Origin of the sequence: Micromonospora sp. NPDC000663, from assembly GCF_042898105.1 — a bacterium.
Lineage (GTDB): Bacteria > Actinomycetota > Actinomycetes > Mycobacteriales > Micromonosporaceae > Micromonospora.
On record NZ_JBIAYR010000006.1, the window covers coordinates 214,228 to 239,522 of the forward strand.

Annotated in this window: 20 protein-coding genes; 12 read left to right on the forward strand and 8 right to left on the reverse strand. The window is 72.6% G+C overall.

Features of this window, described 5'->3' with window-relative positions:
• Nucleotides 1–78: 78 nt before the first annotated feature.
• Both ACFY1S_RS21525 and ACFY1S_RS21530 read right to left on the reverse strand, forming a co-directional pair.
• Nucleotides 79–1,032, reverse strand: a complete 954-nt coding sequence (locus ACFY1S_RS21525) for a hypothetical protein (RefSeq protein WP_387120765.1) — start codon at nucleotides 1,030–1,032, stop codon at nucleotides 79–81.
• A gap of 11 nt (nucleotides 1,033–1,043) precedes the next feature.
• Nucleotides 1,044–1,640 (reverse strand): hypothetical protein, encoded by a 597-nt coding sequence (locus tag ACFY1S_RS21530; RefSeq protein ID WP_387120768.1) that lies wholly within the window; start codon nucleotides 1,638–1,640, stop codon nucleotides 1,044–1,046.
• A 186-nt stretch (nucleotides 1,641–1,826) separates the two neighbouring features.
• Here ACFY1S_RS21530 and ACFY1S_RS21535 point away from each other — a divergent pair, with 186 nt between their 5' ends.
• From ACFY1S_RS21535 to ACFY1S_RS21570, 8 genes are all read left to right on the forward strand, one after another.
• Entirely contained in the window at nucleotides 1,827–3,317 is a 1,491-nt protein-coding gene (locus ACFY1S_RS21535) for a catalase (RefSeq protein ID WP_387120771.1), read from the forward strand.
• A 239-nt stretch (nucleotides 3,318–3,556) separates the two neighbouring features.
• Nucleotides 3,557–6,058: a nitrate- and nitrite sensing domain-containing protein gene (locus tag ACFY1S_RS21540; RefSeq protein WP_387120774.1), complete on the forward strand. Its 2,502-nt coding sequence runs from the start codon at nucleotides 3,557–3,559 to the stop codon at nucleotides 6,056–6,058.
• Nucleotides 6,058–6,480 (forward strand): roadblock/LC7 domain-containing protein, encoded by a 423-nt coding sequence (locus ACFY1S_RS21545; RefSeq protein ID WP_387120777.1) that lies wholly within the window; start codon nucleotides 6,058–6,060, stop codon nucleotides 6,478–6,480. The genes ACFY1S_RS21540 and ACFY1S_RS21545 overlap by 1 nt, the downstream gene beginning before the upstream one ends.
• Nucleotides 6,467–6,859, forward strand: coding sequence for a DUF742 domain-containing protein (locus ACFY1S_RS21550; RefSeq protein WP_387121105.1), 393 nt, complete (start codon nucleotides 6,467–6,469; stop codon nucleotides 6,857–6,859). Before ACFY1S_RS21545 ends, ACFY1S_RS21550 begins: the two co-directional genes overlap by 14 nt.
• The gene (locus ACFY1S_RS21555; protein ID WP_387120780.1) at nucleotides 6,840–7,442 is read left to right on the forward strand and encodes an ATP/GTP-binding protein; all 603 of its coding nucleotides are present in this window, start codon (nucleotides 6,840–6,842) and stop codon (nucleotides 7,440–7,442) included. Before ACFY1S_RS21550 ends, ACFY1S_RS21555 begins: the two co-directional genes overlap by 20 nt.
• A 133-nt stretch (nucleotides 7,443–7,575) precedes the next feature.
• A complete protein-coding gene (locus tag ACFY1S_RS21560; RefSeq protein WP_387120783.1) occupies nucleotides 7,576–8,613 on the forward strand; it encodes a lactonase family protein in 1,038 nt (345 codons plus the stop codon).
• 137 nt (nucleotides 8,614–8,750) lie between these two features.
• Nucleotides 8,751–10,508, forward strand: coding sequence for a substrate-binding domain-containing protein (locus tag ACFY1S_RS21565; protein WP_387120786.1), 1,758 nt, complete (start codon nucleotides 8,751–8,753; stop codon nucleotides 10,506–10,508).
• 234 nt (nucleotides 10,509–10,742) lie between these two features.
• Nucleotides 10,743–12,227 carry a sugar transferase gene (locus tag ACFY1S_RS21570; RefSeq protein WP_364373747.1) on the forward strand — a complete coding sequence of 495 codons (1,485 nt, stop codon included), beginning with the start codon at nucleotides 10,743–10,745 and terminating at the stop codon, nucleotides 12,225–12,227.
• Nucleotides 12,228–12,236: 9 nt separating this feature from the next.
• On the opposite strand, the gene ACFY1S_RS21575 is transcribed toward ACFY1S_RS21570, so the two are convergent.
• Entirely contained in the window at nucleotides 12,237–13,367 is a 1,131-nt protein-coding gene (locus ACFY1S_RS21575) for a PP2C family protein-serine/threonine phosphatase (protein ID WP_387120789.1), read from the reverse strand.
• Between the two features lie 58 nt (nucleotides 13,368–13,425).
• Here ACFY1S_RS21575 and ACFY1S_RS21580 point away from each other — a divergent pair, with 58 nt between their 5' ends.
• A complete protein-coding gene (locus ACFY1S_RS21580) occupies nucleotides 13,426–14,109 on the forward strand; it encodes a MarR family winged helix-turn-helix transcriptional regulator (RefSeq protein ID WP_387120792.1) in 684 nt (227 codons plus the stop codon).
• Nucleotides 14,110–14,132: 23 nt separating this feature from the next.
• Here ACFY1S_RS21580 and ACFY1S_RS21585 read toward each other — a convergent pair whose 3' ends face one another.
• The gene (locus tag ACFY1S_RS21585) at nucleotides 14,133–15,794 is read right to left on the reverse strand and encodes a SpoIIE family protein phosphatase (RefSeq protein ID WP_387120795.1); all 1,662 of its coding nucleotides are present in this window, start codon (nucleotides 15,792–15,794) and stop codon (nucleotides 14,133–14,135) included.
• 125 nt (nucleotides 15,795–15,919) lie between these two features.
• The gene (locus ACFY1S_RS21590) at nucleotides 15,920–17,158 is read right to left on the reverse strand and encodes an ROK family protein (RefSeq protein WP_387120797.1); all 1,239 of its coding nucleotides are present in this window, start codon (nucleotides 17,156–17,158) and stop codon (nucleotides 15,920–15,922) included.
• 78 nt (nucleotides 17,159–17,236) lie between these two features.
• Between ACFY1S_RS21590 and xylA the strand changes: the two genes are divergently transcribed.
• The 3 genes from xylA to ACFY1S_RS21605 all read left to right on the forward strand — a co-directional run bounded on the left by xylA (nucleotide 17,237) and on the right by ACFY1S_RS21605 (nucleotide 21,369).
• Nucleotides 17,237–18,424, forward strand: a complete 1,188-nt coding sequence (gene xylA / locus ACFY1S_RS21595; protein WP_387120800.1) for a xylose isomerase — start codon at nucleotides 17,237–17,239, stop codon at nucleotides 18,422–18,424.
• Nucleotides 18,425–18,433: 9 nt separating this feature from the next.
• Nucleotides 18,434–19,861, forward strand: a complete 1,428-nt coding sequence (gene xylB / locus ACFY1S_RS21600; RefSeq protein WP_387120803.1) for a xylulokinase — start codon at nucleotides 18,434–18,436, stop codon at nucleotides 19,859–19,861.
• A gap of 83 nt (nucleotides 19,862–19,944) precedes the next feature.
• Nucleotides 19,945–21,369: an MFS transporter gene (locus ACFY1S_RS21605; RefSeq protein ID WP_387120805.1), complete on the forward strand. Its 1,425-nt coding sequence runs from the start codon at nucleotides 19,945–19,947 to the stop codon at nucleotides 21,367–21,369.
• Nucleotides 21,370–21,497: 128 nt separating this feature from the next.
• On the opposite strand, the gene ACFY1S_RS21610 is transcribed toward ACFY1S_RS21605, so the two are convergent.
• The 3 genes from ACFY1S_RS21610 to ACFY1S_RS21620 form a co-directional block, all read right to left on the reverse strand.
• On the reverse strand, nucleotides 21,498–23,177 hold the full coding sequence (locus tag ACFY1S_RS21610; RefSeq protein WP_387121108.1) for a glycoside hydrolase family 13 protein: 1,680 nt from the start codon (nucleotides 23,175–23,177) through the stop codon (nucleotides 21,498–21,500).
• Between the two features lie 33 nt (nucleotides 23,178–23,210).
• On the reverse strand, nucleotides 23,211–24,260 hold the full coding sequence (locus ACFY1S_RS21615) for a LacI family DNA-binding transcriptional regulator (protein WP_364373724.1): 1,050 nt from the start codon (nucleotides 24,258–24,260) through the stop codon (nucleotides 23,211–23,213).
• A 66-nt stretch (nucleotides 24,261–24,326) separates the two neighbouring features.
• Nucleotides 24,327–25,295: a carbohydrate ABC transporter permease gene (locus ACFY1S_RS21620; RefSeq protein WP_387120809.1), complete on the reverse strand. Its 969-nt coding sequence runs from the start codon at nucleotides 25,293–25,295 to the stop codon at nucleotides 24,327–24,329.

The following is a 25,295-nucleotide window of genomic DNA, read 5'->3' on the forward strand; positions in this document are numbered from 1 at the left end:
TCTCGGGCGGTCACGTCGGGTCGACAGCAATGAGCGCCCCCGCCGTTGCGGCGGGGGCGCTCGGTGGTCGTCCGTGACTCAGCGACCCAGGACCCGGTCCAGGAAGTCGCGGTAGTTGCGGACCGCCATCCGCAGCTGCTCGGTGTCCGCCGAGCCGGCGTCCTGCCAGCCGCCCAGCGTGGTCTTCTGCGCCGCCAGCGCCGAGGAGAGAGCCTGGATGGCCTCCTCCACAAGCGCCTGCGCCTCGCCGGCCGCCGCGTGCGGATCGTCGACGAAACGCAGCTGCACGTCGCGCCAGCGGTCCCGGAAGCCCTGCGCGGAGTCCGCGTCGAGGAGGGTCGCCGGCTCGGCCGCGACCGTCGAACCGACGGGCCGCGACGTCCCGGCCGACTCCAGCGAGGTGCTGGTGTCGTCGGTGGTGACCGGCTCGGCGTCGGCGTCCGGGTCGACCATCTCCGGCGCCGCGCTGCCGTAGCCGGCCGCGCCCGCCGTGGCCGCGTCGACCCGGTCGACGTCGGCGCGGTGGGCGGCGGTGCGGTCGACGTCGGTGTCGTCCACGTCGACGTCGCGGCGGTGCAGCTCGGCGGTCGGGTCGGCCCGCAGGCCCTCACGCTCGCCATCCTCGGCGCCGTCGCCCGGCTCGGCGGTCCGCTCGGCCCGCGGGTCCGGCTGGTCCTGCGGACGAGGGCTGGCCAGCGCGGACGCGGCCACCGCGTCAGCCACAGTGGTGGCGCCGAACGCGGTCGGCAGCGGCCCCGGCTCGTGGAAGCCGCCCTCGTCGGTGGCCCGGTCGTCCCGCCTGTCGCGCAGGTCGGTGTCGTCGCCCCGTTCGTCGTCGTTCAGGGTGCCCCGTTCGGTGTCGTCGGCCCGCTCGTGACCGGTGGCCGACTCGTCGAAGGTGCCCCGCTCGTCCAGAGCGTCCTCGGGCAGGTCGGCGTGGCCGGCACGGTCACCTGATGGTGGTACCGGAACCGGCGCGGACCGCACGGCCTCCGGGTGGTCGTTGCTCACCTGCTGCTCTTCCTGGCGCATCGGTGGCCTCCTCAGCGGCTCGTGGCGTCGTGCGGGGTGTCCGGGTGGCGCTGTTCGGGCGTGTGGTGACCTGCCGACTCCGTACCGAGCAGGTCGGTGAAGAGCGCCCGGTAGTGCACCACCGCCTGGCGCAGCTCCTCCGTGCTCGCCTCACCCCGCGAGTTGCGCAGGTGGATCTCGTGCGCGTCCCGGTAGTTGGTGAGGGTGCGGGCGTGCTCGACGGAGAGGTGGGCGATCTGGTCGGAGAAGTCCCCGGTGGGGTAGCCCTGCTCCTCGATGAGTCGGGTGACCAGCTCATCGGCGTCGCCAACGGTCTCGCCCGGGGAGTCGATGAAGCGGACCTGGAGTTCCTCCCAGGCCTCGGCGTACCGAGCCCGGGACTCAGGGGTGAGCGGGGTGAGCGTGAGCTCGGCGTGCCGGCGTTCCCGGTCGCGCAGTTCGCGCTCCGCGGCGGACCGGCTGTCCTGCTCGGCCACCACCCGGTCGTACTCCGGGCCGAAACGGTCGCGCAACGCGCGGCGGCGACCAAGCGACCGGACGGCCACGGCCAGCGCCGCGACGACCACCAGCACGACGAGCACGATGACGATTATCTGCGTGGACGACATGGGCTCCTCCTTCGTCACCTGGTATTCCCTCGGCGCACTGATCGCCAATCCCGATCCGGGGCAATTTCCTTGCCGCGCTGTGTCCGCTGTCCGGATAACGCCCGCCCGTCCCCTTGCTGACGTGGCCCACGTCCCTGCGGCGGGCAAAAACTTGACTCATTCCAGAAAGCGCGCTTGAGTGGGGCGATGAGCGAGTCACCGGCCGGCAAGCCGACCCTCACCACCCGGCAGGGTCACCCCGTGCACAACAACCAGCAGCAGCGGACGGTGGGGTCACGCGGTCCCGCGACGCTGGAGAACTACCACTTCCTCGAGAAGATCAGCCACTTCGACCGGGAGCGCATCCCGGAGCGGGTGGTGCACGCGCGCGGCTTCGTCGCGCACGGCGAGTTCGAGGCGTACGGGACGATCGGCGACGAGCCGGCCTCGACGTACACCCGCGCCAAGCTCTTCCAGACCCGGGGCAAGAAGACGCCTGTGAGCCTGCGGTTCTCCACGGTCATCGGCGGTCGGGACTCCTCCGAGGCGACCCGCGACCCGCGCGGCTTCGCGGTGAAGTTCCGCACCGAGGACGGCAACTGGGACCTGGTCGGCAACAACCTGCCGGTCTTCTTCATCAGGGACGCGATCAAGTTCCCCGACGTGATCCACTCGCTGAAGCCGGACCCGGTCACGTTCCGCCAGGAGCCCAACCGGATCTTCGACTTCATGTCCAACACGCCCGAGTCCATGCACATGCTGACCTGGCTGTTCAGCCCGCGCGGCATCCCGGCCAACTACCGGACCCAGGACGGGTTCGGGGTGAACACCTACCGCATGGTCAACGCGGCAGGCGAGGGTGTGCTCGTCAAGTACCACTGGAAGTCGCAGCAGGGCATCGAGTCGCTGACCGAGGAGCAGGCCGCCGCCATCCAGGCGGGCGAGCTGGGCCACGCCTCCAAGGACCTGTACGAGGCCATCGAGCGCGGCGAGTACCCGCAGTGGGAGCTCAACGTCCAGATCATGAGCGACGACGAGCACCCCGAGCTGGACTTCGACCCCCTCGACGACACCAAGACCTGGCCGGAGGACGTCTTCGCGCTGCGCCCGGTCGGCATGATGACGCTCAACCGCAACGTCACCAACTTCCACAACGAGAACGAGCAGATCGCCTTCGGTACCGGTGTGCTCGTCGACGGCCTGGACTTCTCCGACGACAAGATGCTCGTCGGGCGCACGTTCTCCTACTCCGACACACAGCGCTACCGGGTCGGTCCGAACTACCTCCAGTTGCCGATCAACGCGCCGCGCTCCGACGTCCAGGTGAACACCAACCAGGACGGCGGTCAGATGTCGTACGGGGTGGACAACCGGGGCGGCGACCCGCACATCAACTTCGAGCCGTCCTCTGTGGCCGGTCTCCAGGAGGCCGACGACTCGTACCGGGAGTACCGCCCGTTCGTCTCGGGTCAGGTCATGCGGGCGCCGATCGAGCGGCAGAACAACTACGGCCAGGCCGGCGAGCGGTTCCGCACCATGCCCGAGTGGGAGCGCGACGACCTGGTGAAGAACATGACCAACCTGCTGGGCCAGTGCGACAAGCACATCCAGGAGAAGATGGTCTGGCACCTGAGCCAGTGCGACGAGAGCTACGGCCGCCGGGTCGCCGAGGGGCTCGGCATCGCCGACGACGCCTGACCCGTCCCGCACCACGACGAACGCCCCGCCGGCCACCGGCGGGGCGTTCGGCCATTCTCGACCCACCGAATGTCGGAGCGTCGATCTCGGCGCGACGGGCGGTAGTGCAAAGGGCTGTCATTACGTATCCTGCCCAAGGCGCCCGCGCCGGTGTCCGGCGTCGCCGCCGGGCGCAGCCGGCCGGTGCGTTGCCCGGCGGTGCCGGCGCCCCTCCTGCCACCCCTTACGGGCGAGGTCTGATGAGAACCCGCGACTGGCCGATCCGCTCGAAGCTGACCGCACTCGTGGTCGCGCCGGTGACCGCGCTGCTGGCCCTGTGGATCTTCGCGACGACGTTGACCTTCGGCCCCGCCCTGAATCTGCTCTCCGCCCGCACCCTGCTGTACGACCTCGGCCGACCCGGCGAGGCAGTGGTCACCGAACTGCAACGCGAACGCCGACTCTCGGTGGTGCAGCTCGCCGGCACCACCGACCTGCCGGCCCTGGTCGAGCAGCGTCAGCGCACCGACCGGGCGGTCGCCGAGCTGCGTCGCCGGGTCGACGGGGAGGCACTGCGCGACGCCGCCGACGACCTGCTGGAGGACCGCGTCGACCGGCTGCTCACCGCCCTGGCGGCACTGCCGAGCGGCCGGGACTTCATCGACGACCGGATGATGGACCGCCCCGGCGCGGTCGGCCTCTACAGCGGCATGGTCTCGGCGGCCTTCCAGGCGTTCGCCGCGATGGCCAACCTGACCGACCCCGACATCAACCGGCAGGCACTGGCGCTCACCGCGCTGGGCCGGTCCCGGGAACTGCTCGGCCAGACCGACGCCATGCTGGCCGGCGTGCTGACCGCCGGCCGGTTCACCCAGGGCGAGCACGCCCAGCTCGTGCAGGCCATCGGCAACCAGCGGTGGCTCACCGAGAGCGCGGTGGCCGACCTGCCCGAGGCCGGGCGCGTCGCGTACCAGCGGCTGACCGAGAGCCCGGCGTTCACCAGCCTGCGCGCCATGCAGGAGGCGTTGATCGCGGCCAACCGGACCGGCCGGCCACCTGTCGACGCGGCGTCGTGGCAGGAGAGCCACGACGCCGTACAGCAGCAGCTACGGGACTTCGAGCTGTCCGAGGCGGACCGCCTCACCGACCGCTCGGTGCCGATGGCGGTCCGGATCCTGGTCCGGCTGGCCGCCGCCGGTGTGCTCGGACTCGCCGCGGTGGTGGTCTCGGTGCTGGTGGCCGTACGGGTCGGTCGCACGCTGGTCCGCCGCCTCAGCGGGGTCCGCACCGCCGCGCTCGAGCTGGCCGAGCACCGGCTGCCGGACGTCGTGGCCCGGCTGCGTCGCGGCGAGCAGGTAGACGTGGCCCGGGAGGCGCCCCCACTGGAGTACGGCAACGACGAGATCGGCGAGGTCGGGCGGGCCTTCACCGAGGTGCAGCGAACGGCGGTGAAGGCCGCGGTGGACGAGGTCGCTCTGCGGCGCGGGCTCAACGAGGTCTTCCTCAACATCGCCCGCCGCAGCCAAAGCCTGGTGCACCGACAGCTGCACCTGCTGGACCGGATGGAGCGCCGCGCCGAGGACCCGGACGAACTGGCCCAGCTCTTCCAGGTGGACCACCTGGCGACCCGACTCCGGCGGCACGCCGAGGACCTGGTGATCCTCGCCGGCTCCGCGCCCGGTCGGGGGTGGCGCAACCCGGTCGCGATGGTCGACCTGATCCGGGGCGCCACGTCCGAGGTCGAGGCGTACGACCGGGTGGACATCACCGCCGTACAGCCGGCCGGTGTGCTGGGCCGGGCCGTCGGCGACGTCATCCACCTGCTCGCCGAGCTGATCGAGAACGCGACCGCGTTCTCTCCGCCGGACACCCGGGTCACCGTCGCGGGGGAGCAGGTGTCCAACGGGTACGCCCTGGAGATCACCGACCGGGGGCTGGGGATGTCCGCCGCGGCGCTGGAGAGCGCCAACACCCGGCTGGCCAGCTCGCCCGAGTTCGACCCGGCGCAGAGCGCCCGACTCGGCCTGTTCGTGGTGGCCCGACTGGCGGCCCGGCACGGGGTCCGGGTGAGCCTGCGCCCGTCCGGGGACGGCGGGGTGACGGCTGTGGTGCTGCTCCCCGCCGACCTGATCACGAGCGAGCCGCCTGCCGGTCCCGACCCGGCCACGCTGGGCGCCGAGCCGGCCGGCGCGGACCGACGGCTGGCCCGCAGCGCCCGTCGCGGTGGCGTTCCGCGCCCCCGGGCCGCCCGTGGCCGGACGGTCACCGCCGACGCCCCGGCGGCCGGTCCCGCGCCCGCCGCCGTGCCTGCTCGCCCGGCCCGCGGGCCGGGCGACGGGGAGGCGTCCCCGCCGGCCGGTGACGAACTGGACGGCCTGCCCCGGCGGGTCCGCCGGCAGACCCCCGCGACCCGACCGCGCTCGACAGTCAACGACACCCCGTCGCCCCGCTCGCCCGAGGAGGTACGCCAGGTGATGGCGGCCCTCCAGGCCGGCACCGCCCGGGGGCGCGCCACGGTCGTCACCCCGGCTCCCGCGCCGACGACGTCGGGTGTGGACACGCCCACCGTCGCGGCGAACCCGACCACCACGGCGGCCCCGGCCGACCGGGCGAACCCCACCGAACGGGTCCGCGCAGATCCGACCAGCCGGGTCAGCGCCGATCCGCCCCCGGGGACGGCCGCCGAGCAGGAGGCCGCCGCACCCGTGGCCTCCCCGACGCCCGCCCCCGAATCCCCTACCGCGACTGAGAGGGACGCCTAGTGCCGCATTCGACGAAGCAGAGCGCCAGCCTCGACTGGCTGCTCGACGAGTTGGTGGAACGGGTCCCAGCCGCCCGGGAGGCCGTCGTGCTCTCGGCGGACGGGCTGCTGCTCGGCTCCTCGGCCGAGCTGGAACGCTCCGATGCCGAACACCTCTGCGCCCTCGCCGCCGGGTTCTCCAGCCTGGCAAGGGGTGCCAGCCGGCACGTCGACGGTGGTCCGGTCCGGCAGACCGTCGTGGAGATGGAGTCGGCGTACCTCTTCGTCACCGCCGCCGGGCAGGGCACCTGCCTGGCCGTGGTGAGCGACGCAGACGCGGACATCGGCCTGGTCGCCTACGAGATGGCGATGCTCGTCATCCGGGTGGGAGAGAACCTCACCGCGCCGGCCCGACCGTCGGCGGGTGACGGTGACGTGGGCTGAGCCGCCCGGGCCCCAGCACGAGTGGCTGGATGGCGACGCCGGGCCGGTGGCGCGTCCGTACATCATCACCGGCGGCCGGGTGCGGTCCGCGACCGACGGTTTCGACCTTGTCGCGTTCGTGCTGGCCGACTCGGACCTCGACCCGACGGCCCACCCCCGGCTGCTCCCGGAGCATCGGCGGCTTGTCGCGCTGGCCCGCCAGCCGGTGTCGGTGGCCGAGCTGGCGGCCGAGCTGGATCTCGCGGTCGGGGTCGTCCGGGTGCTGCTCGGTGACCTCCTCGCCCAGGGCCTGGTCGCGGTGCACGAGCCGCCGGTGGCCGGCAACCTCCCCGACGACGACATTCTCAAGGCGGTGGTCAGTGGACTGCGTGCGCTATGACCAGGCGGAATCCGACGTCACCATCCCGTTGGCGCTGAAGATCCTCATCGCCGGCGGCTTCGGGGCCGGCAAGACGACCCTGGTCAGCGCCTTGAGCGAGGTCCGCCCGTTGCAGACCGAGGAGGTGCTGACCGGGGCGGGCATCGGCACTGACGACATCTCCGGTGTGGAGGGGAAGTCGACCACCACCGTGGCGATGGACTTCGGCCGGATCACCATCAACGAGGACCTTCAGGTGTACCTGTTCGGTACCCCGGGCCAGGACCGGTTCTGGTTCCTCTGGGACGAGCTGGCCTTCGGAGCGCTCGGCGCGGTCGTGCTCGCCGACACCCGGCGGCTGGCCGACTGCTTCCCCTCCATCGACTACTTCGAGCAGCGGGGCATCCCCTTCGTGGTGGGCGTGAACTGCTTCGACGACGCCCGCCGGTTCAACCTGGAGACCGTACGCCGGGCGCTCGACCTGGACCCGGACGTGCCGATGGTGCTCTGCGACGCCCGGGACCGGCAGTCCGGCAAGATGGTGTTGATCTCTCTGGTGGAGCACGTGGCCCGGCAGCGTGGGGAGCCGGTGCCGACCGCCTGAGTCGCGCGCGTCGACCTGGATCGGCGTCGGCGGGATGTCGCCGCCGATCCGGGTGCCGCAAAGCGGTTAACGCGCGGGATTCGCGGGCAGCCTCTGGTTGGATCGACGAAGGAAGCCGGCGGAGAGGCGAGACGTGAGTGCGCAGAGCGAGGTCGTCCACATCGGGGGCTACACCGCGCAGAGCGGCGGACGGGGCAGCGGCATCGTCGCGGCCCGCCGCGACCCGGTCACCGGGGAGCTGACCCCGCTCGGCACGGTGGCGGTCACCCCGTCCCCCTCCTTCCTGGCGCGGCACCCCACCCAGCCCGTCCTCTACGCGGTAAACGAGCTCAAGGACGGCGAGGTCAGCGCCTGGCGGGTCGGCGCGGACGGCGCACTGGACCCGCTCGGCAGCCGGCCGACCGGCGGCGCCGAACCCTGTCACCTGGCGGTGCTCCCCGACGGTGGTCACCTGGTGGCCGCCAACTACGGGGGCGGCAGCGTCGCGGTCTTCCCGCTCGACGCGCAGGGCGTGCCGGGTGAGCGCAGCGACCTGGTGGTGCACGAGGGGCACGGCCCGGACCCGGAGCGTCAGGAACAGGCGCACACCCACATGGTCTCGCCGGGCCCGGGCCGGGGGCCGCTGCTCGCGGTCGACCTCGGCACGGACTCGGTCTACCGGTACGACCTGGACGCCGCGACCGGGCGGCTGGTGCCCCGCGCGCCCCGGGTACGCACGGCGCCCGGCACCGGTCCCCGGCACCTGGCCCGGCACCCGGACGGCAGGCGGTGCTACCTCGTCGGTGAGCTGGACGCCTCGGTCACCGCGTACGAGCTGAGCGACGACGGCGCGTTGCACCAGCGGGCGCGGGTGGAGGCGAGCGAGCGCTCGGGTCACGTGCAGCCGTCGGAGGTCGCCGTCGGCCCGGACGGACGTTTCCTCTACGTGGCCAACCGGGGGGTGGGCACGATCGCCGTCTTCGCCCTCGCGGGGGAGTCGCCCGAGTTGGTGGCGGAGGTGGACACCGACGGCGAGTGGCCCCGGCACTTCGTGTTCATCGGGGAGCATCTGTACGTGGCCGACGAGCGGGCGGACATGGTGCGCATCTTCCGGCTCGACGCCGACACGGGTGTCCCGGAGCCGGTCGGCGAACCGGTGCCGGTGCCGAGCCCGACGTGCGTGCTGCCGTGAACGTTATGCCGGTTTGGCAACACCCCGACGCCGCGTCATCACGCTGAGTCGTTAATCAGCGATCAACTGTCTCTCCTGCGTAACTTTAGTCCGAACGGTTGTGGCACGGACGGCACGTTGTACGCAAGATGGTCACCGTGTCAGCAGGCCGCCATCGCATGCGTTCGAAACTCCATCTAGCAGCCGCCGCCGCGACGGCGACGGTGCTCGTCGTCACGACCGGCGTCTGGTTCGGCTATCGGGAGCTGATCCAGCCCAGCTGCTCGGGCGAGATCAGGCTCGCCGTGGCGGTCGCCTCCGAACTCGCGCCAGCTGTGGACGCCGCCGCGTCGCAGTGGGTCAAGGACGGCGCGGCGGTGGGCCCCACCTGCATCCGGGTGGACGTGTCCGCGTCCGACCCGGTCGACGTGGCAGCGGTGGTGGCGGCCAAGCACGGCGCCGTACTCGCCGGCGTGGGGCAGGCCAGCGGCACCGCCGTGAGCCCGGACGTCTGGGTGCCCGACTCCTCGACCTGGCTGCTGAGGTTGAAGAAGGAGGCGAGCGCGTTCGCCCCGACGAACGGCGCGTCCATCGCGCGCAGTCCGATCGTCGTGGCGATGCCCCAGCCGATCGCCACGCGGCTGGGCTGGCCGAACAAGAAGTTCAACTGGACGGACCTGCTCAAGCAGGTGAACAACACTGGTGCTCCGCTGCGTACCGGCATCGTCGAGCCGACCCGGGACGCGGCCGGCCTGTCCGGTCTGCTCTCGCTGACCGCGGCCGCCAGCGCCGCCGGCGGCAACGCCCAGCGCAACACCGTAGGCGCGCTGCGGGCACTGGCCACGGGGCGTTCCTCGCTGCGCAACGACCTGCTGGCCCGCTTCCCGACCTCGAACGACGCGACGTCGATCGCCAGCGGCCTCGGCGCGGCGGCGCTCTCCGAGGAAGACGTGATCGCGTACAACAGCAAGAAGCCGCCGGTGCCGCTCGCCGCGCTCTACATGGAGCCGGCGCCGATGCCACTGGACTACCCGTACGCGGTCCTGCCCGGCATCGAGCCGAGCAAGGCGTCCGCGGCCCGGGTGCTGTTCGAGCTGCTCACCAGCCCCAGCTTCCGTGACCGGCTGGCCGCGCAGTCGCTGCGCGGCCCGGACGGCAACTGGGGTGACGGCTTCAAGGCGCCGCAGGGCGCGCCCAGTCCCTCCGGTGGCGCACCGACCGCGCCGGCGAACGGCGGCACCGCCGCGGGTGGCCTGGACCCGGCCGCCATACAGCGTGTCGTCTCCAGCTGGTCGATCGCCACCCAGTCCGGTCGGATGCTGGCCGTCATCGACGTCTCCGGCTCGATGAAGCAAGCGGTGCCCAGCGCCAACAACCGGAGCCGGGAGGAGGTCACCGTGGACGCGGCCCGTCGCGGTCTCGGCCTCTTCGACGACTCCTGGTCGATCGGCCTGTGGACCTTCTCCACGAAGCTGGTAGGCAACCGGGACTACAAGGAGCTGGTCGGCATCGGTCCGCTCTCCGGTCAGCGGGCCCAGCTGGAGGGGGCGCTCGCCACAATCAAGCCCTCCAGCGGCGACACGGGCCTGTACGACACCACCCTGGCGGCGTACAAGGCGGTGCAGGAGGACTGGCAGCCTGGCCGGGTCAACTCGATCGTGCTGTTCACCGACGGCGAGAACGAGGACAGCAACGGCATCTCCCAGGGGCAGCTGCTGGCCGAGCTGAAGCGGATCGCCGATCCGGAGCGGCCGGTTCAGGTCATCATGATCGGTATCGGCGAGGGCGTCAGCAAGGCCGAGCTGGAGTCGATCACCAAGGTGACAGGTGGCGACGTCTTCGTCACGAAGGACCCGAGCGAGATCGGCAGCATCTTCCTCAGCGCCATCGCGCGGCGCCCCCCGGCGCCGCGCTGATCCGACGCACAGCCCAGAAGGGCCCGTCGTACCGCCATCGGTACGACGGGCCCTTCTCGCTGCTGCGGCGGTGAAGATTCGGGGCTCCGGCAGTGGAGAAAAGTGACGGCAATACGTCCGAAGCAATCGGCAGTCATAGTTGTCGGGGCAGGATGTCGAGGTGTTCCGGCATCCTCGGTCCGCCTCCGGTCGGCCCTGTCGGCCGGGGCCGTCCTGAGCAGAGTGGGAGGGCCGGTGAGCGCGGCGACACTGTTGACCCCGTCGAGCACGTCGGCGACGCCGGAGACCCGCCCGCGTGGCCTGGTGGCGCGCGCCGACGAACGCTCGTACGTCCGGGTCCTCGTGGTGCTGGACACCACCATCCTGATCATCGCGCTGCTCGTCGGGTACGTCGCCCGCTTCGGTGACGAGGAACCGAGCGGTTCCAAGATCCCGTACGTGCTGGTGGCCCCTGGTCTGGTGCTTGCCTGGTTGCTCTCGCTGAAGGCGTTGGGCTGCTACGACGACCGGGTGGTCGGCTACGGCGCGGACGAGTACCGCCGGGTCAGTTCCGCAAGCCTGCGGCTGGCCGGGGCGATCGCCATCGCCGGGTACATCGCCGACGTCGGCGTCTCCCGAGGCTTCCTCGGCATCTCCTTCGCGGTGGGGACGGTAGGGCTCGAGGTGACCCGCTTCGCCGCCCGCAAGCGCCTGCACCGGGCCCGTTCCCGTGGTGCCGGCTGGTCCCGCAAGGTGCTCGTGGTCGGCGACACCGCGCACGTGTTGGAGCTGGTGCACACGCTGCGCCGGGAGCCGTACGCCGGCTACCAGGTGGTCGGGGCGTGCATCCCCGACGCGCTGCTCGCACCGGTGGCGCAGCGTCTCGGTGACGTACCGGTGGTGGGATCGTTCCGGGGCATCCCGGAGGCCGCCACCGCGATCGGGGCGGACACTGTGGCGGTCACCGCCTCAGGTGAGCTGACGGCGGCGCGGCTGCGGCGCCTCGGCTGGCAGTTGGAGGGGACGGGCGTCGACCTGGTCGTGGCACCCGCGCTCACCGACGTGGCCGGCCCCCGCATCCACACCCGGCCGGTCGCCGGGCTGCCGCTGATCCACGTCGAGGCGCCCGAGTTCCGGGGCGCGCGCAAGCTGGTCAAGGGCTTCGTCGACAGGTCGGTGTCGTCACTGGCGCTCGCGCTGCTGCTGCCGCTGATCGTGTTCATCGCGTTGGCCATCAAGGTGGACAGCCGGGGTCCGGTGCTGTTCCGCCAGGTCCGGGTCGGTCGGGGCGGGCAGGAGTTCGGGGTTCTCAAGTTCCGCACCATGGTGGTGAACGCCGACGCGCTGCTCGCCGAGCTGACCGCCCGCAACGAGACCGACGGCCTGATGTTCAAGATGCGCGACGACCCTCGCGTCACCCGGGTCGGCCGGCTGCTGCGCAAGTGGTCCCTGGACGAGCTGCCGCAACTGGCGAACGTGCTGCTGGGGCAGATGAGCCTGGTCGGGCCGCGCCCGCCGCTGCCCTCGGAGGTGGCCCGCTACGACGGCGACGTGGCGCGACGGTTGCTCGTCAAACCCGGCATGACAGGCCTGTGGCAGGTCAGCGGCCGGTCCGACCTGAGCTGGGAGGACGGCATCCGGCTCGACCTCTACTACGTGGAGAACTGGTCCCTCGCCGCCGATCTGACCATCCTGTGGAAGACATTCGGCGCGGTGGTGAACAGTCGCGGCGCGTACTGACGGCGTCGGTCAGGCCTGCGGCCCGGTCCAGTCCAGGCAGACCACCACCGCGTCGTCGACCAGGTCGCCGGCCACGAACGCCCGCAGGTCGCCGATCAGCGACCGGACGGCGTCCAGCGGCTCCATCGGCCCGGTCCTGCGCAGGAACCGGTCAAGCGCCGTCTCGCCGTAGCGGATGTCCTGCCCGGTGGCCTCCAGGACCCCGTCGCTGACCACGAAGAGCCGGTCGCCGCGTTCCAGCGTGAACGTCTGCTCGTGGTAGTCCGTCGCCTCGAACATGCCAAGCGGGAACTGCGCCTCCAGGGGCTGCTCGGTCACCTCGCCGTCGCGGAGCAGGACCAGTCGGGGGGAGCCGGCGTCCACCACTGTCATCAGCCCGGAGCGCAGGTCCAGCTCCATCAGCAGCGCGGAGAGGTGCTGCTCGCCCCGGTACAGGTCGTAGAGCGCCTGGTCGGCGAGGGCCGCCTGGTCGGCGAGGCTCAAACCGGCCCGGCGGGCGTTGCGCAGGGCGTGGGTGGCAAGTGAGGTGAGCAGCGACGCCGCGACACCCTCGCCGCTGCCGTTGACCGTCGACAGCCACAGCCGCTGCCCGTCGTCGGACCAGTCGAAGCTGTCGCCGCGCACCGCGTACGCCGGTTCGAGTTGGCCGGCCAGGCTGAACGACGGCCGGATCCGGCTGCGTCCGGGCAGCAGGTCCCACTGCATCTCGGCGGCCAGGGTGAGGCGCTGGCTGCGCCGTGCCGTGCTGTAGACGTCGGTGCCGGCGGAGACGGCGGCCAGCTCGTGGGCCAGCGCGGTGGCGATCTCGTCCAGCTCGCCGAGAACTGTCGGGTCGTCCGGGACCGGCGCGAGCCGCAGCACTCCCCGTCGCTCACCGCGCATGCTTACCGGGAACCAGCCCACACCGTCGACGAGCAGCGGCGACTGGTGGTCGAACGAGCGCCAGGCGGGATGTCCAGGGCCCGTGATGGGGTCACCCTCGGTGAGGGGCAGCAGGTGTGAGAGCCGGTAGTCGACCTGGTAGAGCTCGACGTCGGTGATCCCGTACGAGCGGGCGAGAATGGTCGCGACACCACCGACGATCCGGTCGGCCGGTGTCTGGTTCAGGGCACGTCGTGCCTGACTGACCGGTTCGCTCATCACCACTCCCTCGCTCACAGCTCGACCACCAGTGGGTTCGGAGTACTCTCGGGCCACCATGGCCGAACTGAACGGTCCGTCGGACCCCGAGACGAGTATGGCTGCCGCGTTGGATGCGGTGGCGGCCTCCCTCGTGAGCGTGTGGGAATCCGCCCGCGAGGAGACCACCAACCGGCTCTCCGGAGCCCAGTTACGGGCTGTCATGGTGGTCGAGCAGTCCGACGGCATCAACCTGCGTCGTCTGGCCAACCGGCTCGACATGCTGCTCAGCTCCGCCAGCCGGCTCTGTGACCGGTTGGTCGCCGCCGGGATGCTGGAGCGGGAGCCCGGCCGCTTCGACAGGCGGGAGATCTCCCTGCACCTCACCTGGGACGCCCGCCGGCTCCTCGCCGAGCTGCGGGCCGACCGTCAGGCGCGGCTCGCCACCGTGCTGGCCGCGATGAGTCCGGAGGGTCGCGACGCGCTTCTGCGCGGGATGCGCGAGTTCGACGAGACCGCCCGCCGGCAGCAGGCGCAGGTCGTGCCGGCGCCGGACGGACCGGACGACCCGGACCGGCCCACCGGCCGGGCGGACTGGCCGGACGACCCGGACCGGCCCACCGGCCGGGCGGGGGACCGGTCGGGCGATGCGGACCGGCAGACCCGCGAAACGTGGACTGGCGCGCCCGGCGGGCCGGAGCGGACGGTCGACGGTCACCGGGAGTGGCCCACCGGCGAGCCACCGGTAGCCCGGACCGCCTGAGCCGCGGCGGTGGGCGTCGCCGGTCAGGCCGGTGCCGCCGCGCACACGGCCAGCATCGCGATGTCGTCGTGGGCCCGCCCGTCCGACCACTCGTCCACCAACTGGAGCAGCCGGTCGACAAGCGCGGTCGGCGGCAGGCCGGCCGCCGAGGCGAGCGCGGCACGCAACCGCTCGGCACCGAACATCTCCGCGTCGCCCCGGCCGCCCCGAGCCTCGGTCACCCCGTCGGTGTACGCCAGCAGCAGGTCGCCCGGGTCGAGGTGGACCCGGGCCTCGGCGAACCGGGGTGCGGGCAGCGCCCCTACCGGCATCCCGCCGACCGACACCGGGGTGACCGTGCCGGCGGGCGTGACCACCAGCGGCGCCGGGTGCCCCCCACCGGCGATCCGGACGTCCACGCCGGCCGGCCCCCGTTCCAGGAAGCCGAGCAGCAGGGTGGTGAGCTGGCTGCGCCGCGCCGCGTCGGGTGCGTCGAGCAACGCCCGGTTGAGCAGCTGGATCAGCTCCAGCGGGCGCTGCTCGACCAGCCGCAGTGTCTGCAACGACTGGCGGACCCGGCCCGTCAGCACTGCCGCGCCGACGCCCTTGCCGGACACGTCGCCGAGGGCGAACAGGGCACCGTCGCGGTGCGGGAAGACCTCGTAGAAGTCGCCGCCGATGCGCAGGGTGTCGCCGGCGGCCCGGTAACCGCCGGCCAGGCGCAACCCGGGCACCGTGGGCAGCTCCGGTGGCAGCAGGCTGGTCTGCAGCACCCGGGCCAGGTGGGCCTGTTCGCCGTACAGCTCGGCGGTGGCCAGCGCGGCGCCGGCCCGGGCGGCGAACTCGCGCGCCAGGTCGATGTCGCGCCTGTCGAAGCCCGCTCGCCCGGTCTGGCGGATCAGCAGCAGGGCGCCGGCCGGGCCGCCGGCGGTGCGCATCGGGCTCACCAGCACGGTGCCGGGTCGGCCGAACCCGGGCGGCAGCACGGAGGCCAGGTCGGCGAGGTCGGCGTCCAGCCACGGGCTCGGCTCGGTGAGCTGGCCGGCCAGCGCCTCGGCCAGCCCGGGGACGGTGCCGGTCAGCTCCGCCCCGGCGAGCCCCGCGCTCGGAGAGGGCTCACCGTCGGCGTACCGGACCCAGCGCAGGTGCGGGTCGGTGGGCGTGGACGGCCGGTGCAGCGCCACCGCGGCGTCGGCCAGAAAGGGGACGGCGAGGGTCGTGACGGCCCGCAGCGTCTGGTCCCGGTGCAGGGACGATCCGAGTCGACTGCCGGCCTGGGCGAGGAACGCGGTGCGCGCGCGCTCGGCCAGCAGGGCGTCGCTGCGGGTCTGCTCCTCGGTGACGTCCCGGATGTACCAGGCGTACCGGGGGCCGGCGAGCTGTCGCCGTGCGCCGCGCAGCCGGCGGCCGCCGTGCTCGCCGTCGAAGTGTTCGGCGTCGTCCCGAACCGCCCGGGCCAGCGCCGGCACCGGGCACCGGCCCAGCTCGGTGCCCGCCGTGATCTCCGGGAGCAGTTCCGCCGCCATCGCGTTGACCAGGGTGACCCGGCCGGCCTCGTCGGTCGTCAGCACAGCCTCGGCGAGCCCGTCGAGCAGTTCGCGGGCGAGTCGGGAGTCGGTCGGAAGCGGCTGCTCGACCCTCCGGCGGGGGACGCGCCCACCGCCGCTGACCGGACCGGTGGTGCCGCCCCGTCGGGTCGTGGTCACCGTCCGACGCCGGCCCGCGTCTGACCACCTGTGCGCATGCTGCTCCTGGACTCCTCGCCTGCGGTTCGTTGCCTGTCGGCAAGCGTACCGAGGCCCGGTGACCGAGGCCCAGCGTCCAGCGCCGGTCAGCTCGGGCGGGAGAGCCACCCGGCGGGCCGGGCGACGATGTGGCGGACCACCGAACCGGCGGCTCCCACTGCTGCCGCCTCCGGGCCGAGCGTCGACGGCCGGACTGTGACGGGTGACCAGGCGGCGGTCAGGACCCGGCCGGCGATCTCGGCGAGCACCGGCGGGCACAGCCAGGGCGCCAGCGGGGCGTACCCGCCGCCGAGGACCACGGTGTCCAGGTCCAGCAGGTTGACCACGCTGGCCACCGCGACACCGAGCGCCGTCCCTGCGTCGTGCAGCGCCCGCAGCGCGCCCGGGTCGCCGGCGTCTGCCAGTTCGGCCAGCCGGGCCGTCGCGGTGTCCGCGGGGAGCTCCGCGCGGGCCAGCCCGGCGGCGGCCACGATCGCCTCCTGACCGGCGTACTGCTCCAGGCAGCCCCGTCCTCCGCAGCGGCACGGACGCCCCTGCGGGTTGACCGGCAGGTGTCCGATCTCGCCGCTCCAGCCCCGGACGCCCCGGAACAGCGCGCCGTCCAGCACGATGCCGGCGCCGATGCCGACCTCGCCGGAGATGTGCAGGAAGCTGGCCGGGCCGGGAGGCCGGGAGTGCAGCTCGCCGAGGGCGGCGAGGTTCGCCTCGTTGTCCACCACCAGGGCCGGTACGCCGGGCACCTGCTCGGTCAGCGCCTGGTGCTCGGCGAGCAGCGCGGGTACGGCGACGTCGCGCCAGCCCAGGTTCGGCGCGAGCCGGACGAGGCCGGCGTCGTCCACCAGACCTGGCACCGCGAGTGCCGCCCCGGCCAGGGTGAGGCCCTGGCTGGCGGCGTCGGCGCGGGCCTGCCCGGCCAGCTCGACGAGGCGGGCGAGGGCGTCTGCGGGCGCGACCGGGCGCAGGTCGGCGCGGTGCACGGTGCGGTGCCGCACCTGCCCGGCGAGGTCCACCACGCAGACCGTCAGGTAGTCGACGTTCACCTCAAGGCCCAGCCCGGCCGGGCCCTGGTCGGCCAGGACGAGACCACGGGCCGGTCGTCCGGCGCCAGCCCGTGGGGCGGGCTCGGCCTCGTCGACGAGCCGGCCGCCGAGCAGGTCCTCGACCACCGCGGAGACGGTGGCCCGGGTCAGTCCTGTCGCGGTGGCCAGGTCGGCCCGGGACGGGGGGCGGTCGGCGGCGGCGATCCGGCCGAGCACCAGGGCGAGGTTGAGTTCGCGAAGGCTGCCCTGACGGACTGCGCCGGCCGGGGCGTGGGTGGGGCTCACCCCTTGACAGTGCCATAGGGCGGGCAAATAATTCAATCGTTGAACAAATAGCGGACACCACCATCCCGGAGGTTGCTCATGGCACCCCGTCCCACCCCCGCCGACAAGTTCTCCTTCGGGCTCTGGACCGTGGGCTGGCCGGCCCGCGACCCGTTCGGTGACGCGACGCGTCCCGAGCTCGACGCGGTCGAGGCGGTGCACCGGCTCGCCGAGCTGGGTGCGTACGGCATCACCTTCCACGACGACGACCTGATCCCGTTCGGCGCCGACGCCGCCACCCGTGACCAGCACATCGCGCGGTTCCGCAAGGCGCTCGACGAGACCGGCCTGGTGGTGCCCATGGTCACCACGAACCTCTTCACCCACCCGATCTTCAAGGACGGCGGCTTCACCAGCAACGACCGCGACGTGCGCCGGTACGCGCTGCGCAAGGTCCTGCGCCAGCTCGACCTGGCCGCCGAGCTGGGCGCCAGCACCTTCGTGATGTGGGGTGGCCGCGAGGGCTCCGAGTACGACCTCGCCAAGGACGTCCAGGCCGCCCTGGACCGCTACCGCGAGGCCGTCAACCTGCTCACCCAGTACTCCATCGACAAGGGCTACAACCTGCGGTTCGCCCTGGAGCCCAAGCCCAACGAGCCGCGCGGCGACATCCTGCTGCCCACCATCGGGCACGCGCTCGGCTTCATCTCGCAGTTGGAGCACCCGGAGCTGGTCGGCCTCAACCCGGAGGTCGGCCACGAGCAGATGGCCGGGCTCAACTACGCCCACGGCATCGCCCAGGCGCTCTGGCAGGGCAAGCTGTTCCACCTGGACCTCAACGGCCAGCGCGGCATCAAGTACGACCAGGACCTGGTCTTCGGCCACGGTGACCTGATGAACGCGTTCGCCCTGGTGGACCTGCTGGAGAACGGCGGCCCCAACGGCGGGCCGACCTACGACGGGCCGCGGCACTTCGACTACAAGCCCTCCCGCACCGAGGACATGGACGGCGTGTGGGCCTCCGCGGCGGCCAACATGAGCACCTACCTGCTGCTCAAGGAGCGTGCGGCGGCGTTCCGCGCCGACCCCGAGGTCATCGAGGCGCTCGCCGCCAGCAAGGTCGGCGAGCTGAGCACGCCGACGCTCGGCGAGGGCGAGGGCTACGAGGAGTTCCTGGCCGACCGGTCCGCGTTCGAGGACGTCGACGTGGACGCGGTGGCCGCGAAGGGCTTCGCCTTCGTCCGGCTCAACCAGCTCGCCGTCGAGCACCTGCTCGGCGCCCGCTGAGGCCCCGCCATGCCGCTGGTCGCGGGCGTTGACTCGTCCACCCAGTCCTGCAAGGTGGTGATCCGGGACGCGGAGACCGGTGCCCTGCTCCGGCAGGGCCGGGCACCGCACCCGGACGGCACGGAGGTCGACCCGGAAGCCTGGTGGCAGGCGCTGCGCAGCGCCGCCGACCAGGCCGGTGGGTTGGCCGACGTGGCGGCGGTCTCCGTCGCCGGCCAGCAGCACGGCATGGTCTGCCTCGACGAGGACGGCCGGGTGGTCCGCCCGGCGCTGCTGTGGAACGACACCCGGTCCGCCGACGCCGCCGCCGACCTCATCGAGGAGGCCGGCGGCGGTGCGGCCGGGCGTCGGTTCTGGGCGGACGCCACCGGAAGTGTGCCGGTCGCCAGCTTCACCCTCACCAAGCTGCGGTGGCTTGCCACCCACGAGCCGGAGTTGGCCGCCCGGGTGGCGGCGGTGTGCCTGCCGCACGACTGGCTGACCTGGCGGCTGGCCGGCGCGGCGGGGTTGGACGCGCTGCGTACCGACAGGGGTGACGCCAGCGGCACCAGCTACTGGTCGCCGGCCACCGGCGACTACCGGTTCGACCTGCTGGAGCGGGGCTTCGGCAGGCGGTTGGTGGTGCCCCAGGTGCTCCGTCCGGCGGAGTCGCCGGGCAGACTCGCCGACGAGCTAAGTGGGTCGGGCGGCGCGCTGCTCGGTGCGGGCACCGGGGACAACGCGGCCGCCGCGCTCGGCGTCGGCGCCGTACCGGGTGACGTGATCGTCTCCATCGGCACCTCCGGCACCGTGTTCAGTGTCGCCGACGTGCCGGCCGCCGACGAGAGCGGTGCGGTGGCGGGCTTCGCCGACGCGTCCGGTCGCTTCCTGCCGCTGGTCGCCACGCTCAACGCCGCCCGGGTGCTGGACGCCGCCGCCGCGTTGCTCGGCGTCGGCCTGGACGAGCTGGCCGAGCTGGCGCTCTCCGCGCCGGCCGGCGCCGACGGGCTGGTCATGGTCCCGTACCTGGAGGGGGAGCGGACGCCGAACCGTCCACTCGCCACCGGCGCGGTGCACGGCCTGACCCTGCGCACGTCGACCCCCGCGCACCTCGCGCGGGCCGCCGTGGAGGGCATGCTCTGCGCGCTCGCCGACGGCCTGGACGCGCTTACCGCGCAGGGTGCCACGGTCCGCCGGGTCATCCTGGTCGGCGGCGGCGCCCGGTCCGCCGCCGTCCGCCGGATCGCACCGCAGGTCTTCGGCTGCCCGGTGGTCGTCCCACCGGCCGGGGAGTACGTCGCCGACGGCGCCGCACGGCAGGCCGCCTGGGTCGCCCTGGGCGGTCCGACGCCACCGGTGTGGGAGCTCAAGGGCACCGAGGAGTACGCGGCCGAACCCGTGCCAGCCGTCCGCGAGCGGTACGCGGCAGCGAGCGGACTGGTCCTCGACCGCCGCTGACCTGTCGGAGTCGACGCGGGTGGGGGCCGGCGGCACCCACCCGCGTGACGATCGCCGTACCGGAGTCTGGTTGGCTGCCCGTCATGACCGTGAGCAGTGGCGGGACGCAGCCCGGCCGACGCCCGCACGGCCGGGGCGGTGGCCGGACCCACCGGCTGTACAGCGTCGCCGTGTTCGTGCTGCTCGCCTCCCTGGACAACGTGGCGATCGGGCTGGTCCCGCCGCTGTACGGGCCGATCGCCGACGAGTTCGACGTGTCGACGGGGCTGCTGGGTCTGGTCACCGCGGTCAGCTTCCTGATCAGTGCGGTGGCCGCGGTCGGCTGGGCGTACGTCGGGGACCGGACCAACCGCAAGCCGTTGCTCATGGTGGGCACGCTGCTGTGGGCGGCGGGCACCGGCGGTAGCGCGCTCGCCGGCGGGTACGTGACGTTCCTGGCCGCCCAACTCGTCGCGGCGGTGGGCCTCGGTGCTGTCGGTTCGGTGGGCTACTCGGTGGTCACCGACCTGATCTCGCCGACCCGGCGAGGGCTGGTGATGAGCTTCTGGGGGCTGTCCCAGGGGGTCGGGACCCTCGCGGGAACCCTCCTCGGAGGGCTGCTCGGGGCCGGCGACTGGCGGCGGCCGTTCCTGCTGCTGACCGGTGTGGGCCTGGTCGCCACCCTGGCGTACCTGTTCACCTACGACATCCGGCGGGGCCAGAGCGAACCGGAGCTCGCCGGCGCCGAGTACGACTACCGGATCAGCCGGGCCGACCTGCCGCGCATCCTGGCCCGGCGGACCAACCTGTGGCTGATCCTGCAGGGGCTGACCGCGCAGGCGGCGTTCGGCTCGCTGGTCTGGCTGCCTGTGCTGTTCGCCGAGCGGGCCGAGGCCCAGGGGTACTCGGAGTCGACAGCCGTGGTGGTGGGCAGCGTCTTCGCCACGTTGTTCCAGCTCGGCGGAGTGCTCTCCATCGTGGGCGGGCTGGTCGGTGACGCCGTGCAGCGGCGTACCCCGAGGGGCCGTGCGCTTGTCGCAGCCGTCGGCATCCTCGCCGCGTTGCCGTTCTACCTGGTGTTGTTCTTCGTTCCGGTGGCCATCGACGTGCCCGACGGCGCGGGCGGGGGAGCGGTGGTCGGTGCGGTGCTGGCAAGTGTGTTCACCGAACCGACTGTCGGGTTGAGCCTGCTCACCGCCGTCGTGGCGCTCGCGCTGACCTCGGCCAATTCGCCGAACTGGTTCGCGTTGATCGCCGACGTGAACCCGCCGGAGCACCGGGGCACCGTCTACAGCATGGGCAACCTGGTCAACGGGGTCGGGCGGGCGGCCGGCAACGGGTTGGTCGGGGCGGCCTTCCATGGCCTGCGTTCGGCGTTCCCGCCGCCGTTGAACTTCGCCGTCGGGCTTGCCGCGTTCCAGCTGTTCTTCATCCCCACAGGCATCATGTACTGGCTCGCCTCACGCACCTCACCGGCGGACATCGACAACGTGCACGACCTCCTGCACACCCGCGCCGACCGCCTCTGACCCCGCCCCGCCCGCCCCGGCCCACCGCGATCTTGCACATTCTGTCACGGCAAAACGGGCATACATTCCATTCCGCCAGCCGAAACTGCAAGATCGGCGCGGGACGGGGCCGGGCGGGGGTGGGTCTGTCAGGGGCGGAGCCAGACCGTCACGTCGGTCGGGACCGCGCCGTCGTCGTCGAGCGGCCCGCTCGCGGCCAGCACCTCTGCGCCGGCCGGGACCGGCACCGGGGCGTCGCCGAAATTGGTGAGCACGGTCAGCCCGCCGTTGCGGAAGGTGAGCACCTCGTCGCCTGAGGACAGCCACTCCAGCGTGCCCCGGCCGAGCCCGTGGGCGCGGCGCAGCCGCAACGCGGTGCGGTACAGCTCGTACGTCGAGCCGGGTACGCCACGCTGCCGGTCCAGGGCGTACTCCGCCCAGGAAGCGGGTTGCGGCAGCCAGCTCGCGTCGGTCGGCCCGAAGCCGTACGACGGGGCGTCGGCCTCCCACGGGATCGGGACCCGGCAGCCGTCCCGGCCACGCTGGGTGTGCCCGCTGCGTACCCAGGTCGGGTCCTGGCGGGCCTCGTCGGGCATCGTGGTGTGCTCGGGAAGCCCCAGCTCCTCGCCCTGGTAGAGGTACGCGGAGCCGGGCAGGGCGAGCATCAGCAGGGTGGCCGCGCGGGCCCGGCGCAGGCCGAGCGCGGCGTCCGGCTGCGGGTCGCCGATGCCGATGCCGTTGGGCCGGCCACCGGGCAAGACGACAGGCAGGCCGAGGCGGGAGGCGTGCCGCACCACGTCGTGGTTGGACAGCACCCAGGTGGTCGGCGCGCCCACCGAGTCGGTGGCCTCCAGCGAGCGGGTGATCACGGCGTACTGGGCCGGTGCGCTCCAGGTGGCCAGCAGGTACTCGAAGTTGAACGCCTGGTGCATCTCGTCCGGGCGGACGTAGCGGGCCAGCCGCTCGGCCGGCTCCACCCACGCCTCGGCGACGAGGACCCTCTCACCCGGGTAGCTGTCCAGGACCTGTCGCCACTGCCGGTAGATCTCGTGCACGCCCTCTTGGTCCCACATCGGCGGGCGCGGCTTGTCCACCTCGTTGCCGGAGAGGATCTCCTGCGGCTCCTGCCAGTCGGCCAGGTCGGCTTGCTTGACCAGGCCGTGCGCCACGTCGACCCGGAAGCCGTCCACCCCACGGTCCAGCCAGAATCGCAGCACGTCGAGGAACTCCGCGTGCACCTCCGGGTTGTCCCAGTTGAGGTCCGGCTGCCCGGTGTCGAACAGGTGCAGGTACCACTGGCCGGGGCGCCCGTCCGGGTCGACGGTGCGCGTCCAGGCCGGACCGCCGAAGACGCTCTGCCAGTCGTTCGGCGGCTGGTCGCCGTCCGGGCCACGGCCGTCCCGGAAGATGTAACGGGACCGCTCAGGGCTGCCCGGGGCGGCCGGTAGCGCCGCCTGGAACCAGCGGTGCGCCGAGGACGTGTGGTTCGGCACGAGGTCGACGATCACCCGCAGGCCGCGCGAGCGCGCCTCGGCGATCAGCTTGTCCGCGTCGGCGAGGGTTCCGAACAGCGGATCGACGTCGCGGTAGTCCGCCACGTCGTAGCCCGCGTCGGCCTGCGGCGACGGGTAGAAGGGGGAGAGCCACACCGCGTCCACGCCCAGCTCGACCAGGTGGTCGAGGCGGGCGGTGATGCCCGGCAGGTCACCGATCCCGTCGCCGTCGGAGTCCGCGAACGAGCGGGGGTAGATCTGGTAGATGGCGGCCTCGGTCCACCAGCCGGTGACCGGGTGACCGGAGGAGGGCTGCTGCGTCGGATCGGTGTTCAGGGTCGTCTCCCGTGTCGCGCTGTGGTTGATGTGTCAGTGTGCCCGGGGTGGTGCGGTGGAGTCCCGGACGACCAGCCGAGTGGGCAGGATCACCGGTGAGTCGCCGTCCGCGCCGCGTTGGCCGACGATCGGGCCCAGGGTACGGGCGCCGAGCGGGTCGAGCAGGATCCGCGCGGCCAGCCGGCCCTGCTCGGCGGCGGGCTGGGCGACGGTGCTGAGCCCCAGCACGCCCGCCAGGTCGTGGTCGTCGATGCCGATCACGCTCACGTCCTGCGGCACCCGCAGCCCGGCGTCACGCAGCGCGGTCAACGCGCCCATCGCCATCTCGTCGCAGGCCGCCACGATCGCGGTGGGCGGCGGGCCGCCACGCGCCAGCAGTTCGGCGGTTGCCCGGTTGCCGCCGTCGATGGTGAACGTCGACTCGACGTCCAGGCTCGGGTCCGGGCGCAGGCCTGCCGCCCGCAGCTCCGCCTGGTAGCCCCGGCGACGGTCGAGGTGGGTGGTGAAGGCCAACTCGTCGTCCGGGTCGCCGGAGATGTGCGCGATCCGCTGGTGGCCGAGGTCGAGCAGGTGCCGGGTGGCGGTCCGCGAGGCGGCCACGTCGTCGATCCGTACGCACGGCCACCTGGGGACGCGGCTGCCCGAGCTGATGGTCACCCCGGGCAGGTCCAGGCTGGCCAGCGCGGTCAGGTCCGCCGGCCGCAGCGGCGTGGCGACGAGCATCATGGCGTCGACCCGTTTGTGCAGGTTGGCCGTCCGCAGCACCCGCTGGCGTACCTGCTCCCGGCCGCCCAGGTTGTAGAGCAACAGGTCGTAGCCGGACTCGTGGAGGTACTCCTCGACCGCCTCGACGACGGTGCTGAAGAACCAGCGGGTGATCCGGGGGACCACCACCGCCACCGTGCCGGTCCGGCCACCGGCCAGCCGGGACGCGCTCGGCGACACCTCGTAGTCGAGTTGTTCGGCGGCGGCGAGCACCCTGCGCCTGGTGGCTGCCGAGACCGTCGGCAGTCCGCGCAGTGCCCGCGAGACGGTGGCCGTGGACACCCCGGCCAGCCGGGCCACATCATCAATCCTCGTCACGGTTTCCCCCGCTCGGTGCCCGCCGCCCGCCGCCGTCCAAGGGGCCGGACGGCGGCGGGCGCGCGGTCAGCCCTTGACGCTGCCGGCGAGCAGACCTCGTACGAAGAAGCGCTGCAGGGACAGGAACACGATGAGGGGTACGACGATCGAGACGAACGCTCCGGCGGTCAGTCGCTGCCACTCGTTGCCCCGGGTGCCGGCCATCTCGGCCAGCCGGACGGTCAGCGGGGCGGTCTCGTTGCCGCCCCCGGCGAAGATCAGCGCCACCAGCAGGTCGTTCCAGACCCAGAGGAACTGGAAGATGCCGAACGCGGCCAACGCCGGGGTGATCAGCGGCAGCACGATGGTGCGGAAGATCTTCGGGTGGGTGGCCCCGTCGACACGTGCCGCCTCCATCAGGTCGCCCGGGAGCTGCGAGATGAAGTTGTGCAGCAGGAACACGGCGAACGGGAGCGCGAAACAGGTGTGCGCGAACCACACCTGGGCGAACTTCTGCTCGTCGACCAGGTCCCAGGCCGGCATCAGGGTGACGCCGCCGAGGGTGACGCCTGTGGAGAAGAACTTCAGCAGCGGCACCAGGGCCATCTGCAACGGCACGATCTGCAAAGCGAAGATCGCGATGTAGAGCCAGTCCCGGCCTCGGAAGTTGATCCACGCCAGCGCGTACGCGGCGAGGGCCGCGAAGGCGAGCGGGAAGAGCACCGACGGGATGGTGATCGCCAGCGAGTTGATGAAGTAGCTGGCGAGCTGCCCGGAGGACGCCGACCGTCCGAAAAGGACCTGCTCGTAGTTCTCAAGGGTGAACTGCGGATTGGTGAACGCGGTCCACCAACCTGTCGTCTTGATCTCGTCCTCGGGCCGGAGGGAGGAGATGAACAGACCGAAGGTCGGGATGGTCCAGACCACCGCGATGACGATCGACACGAGCGTCGCGGTACGGCTGTTCAGCCGCTTTCGGACTCGGCCGGCGGTGGTGGACGGGCCGCCGTCGGTCTTCTGGGTGCCGGCGGCGACGGTGGGCGTTGCGGTCGTCAT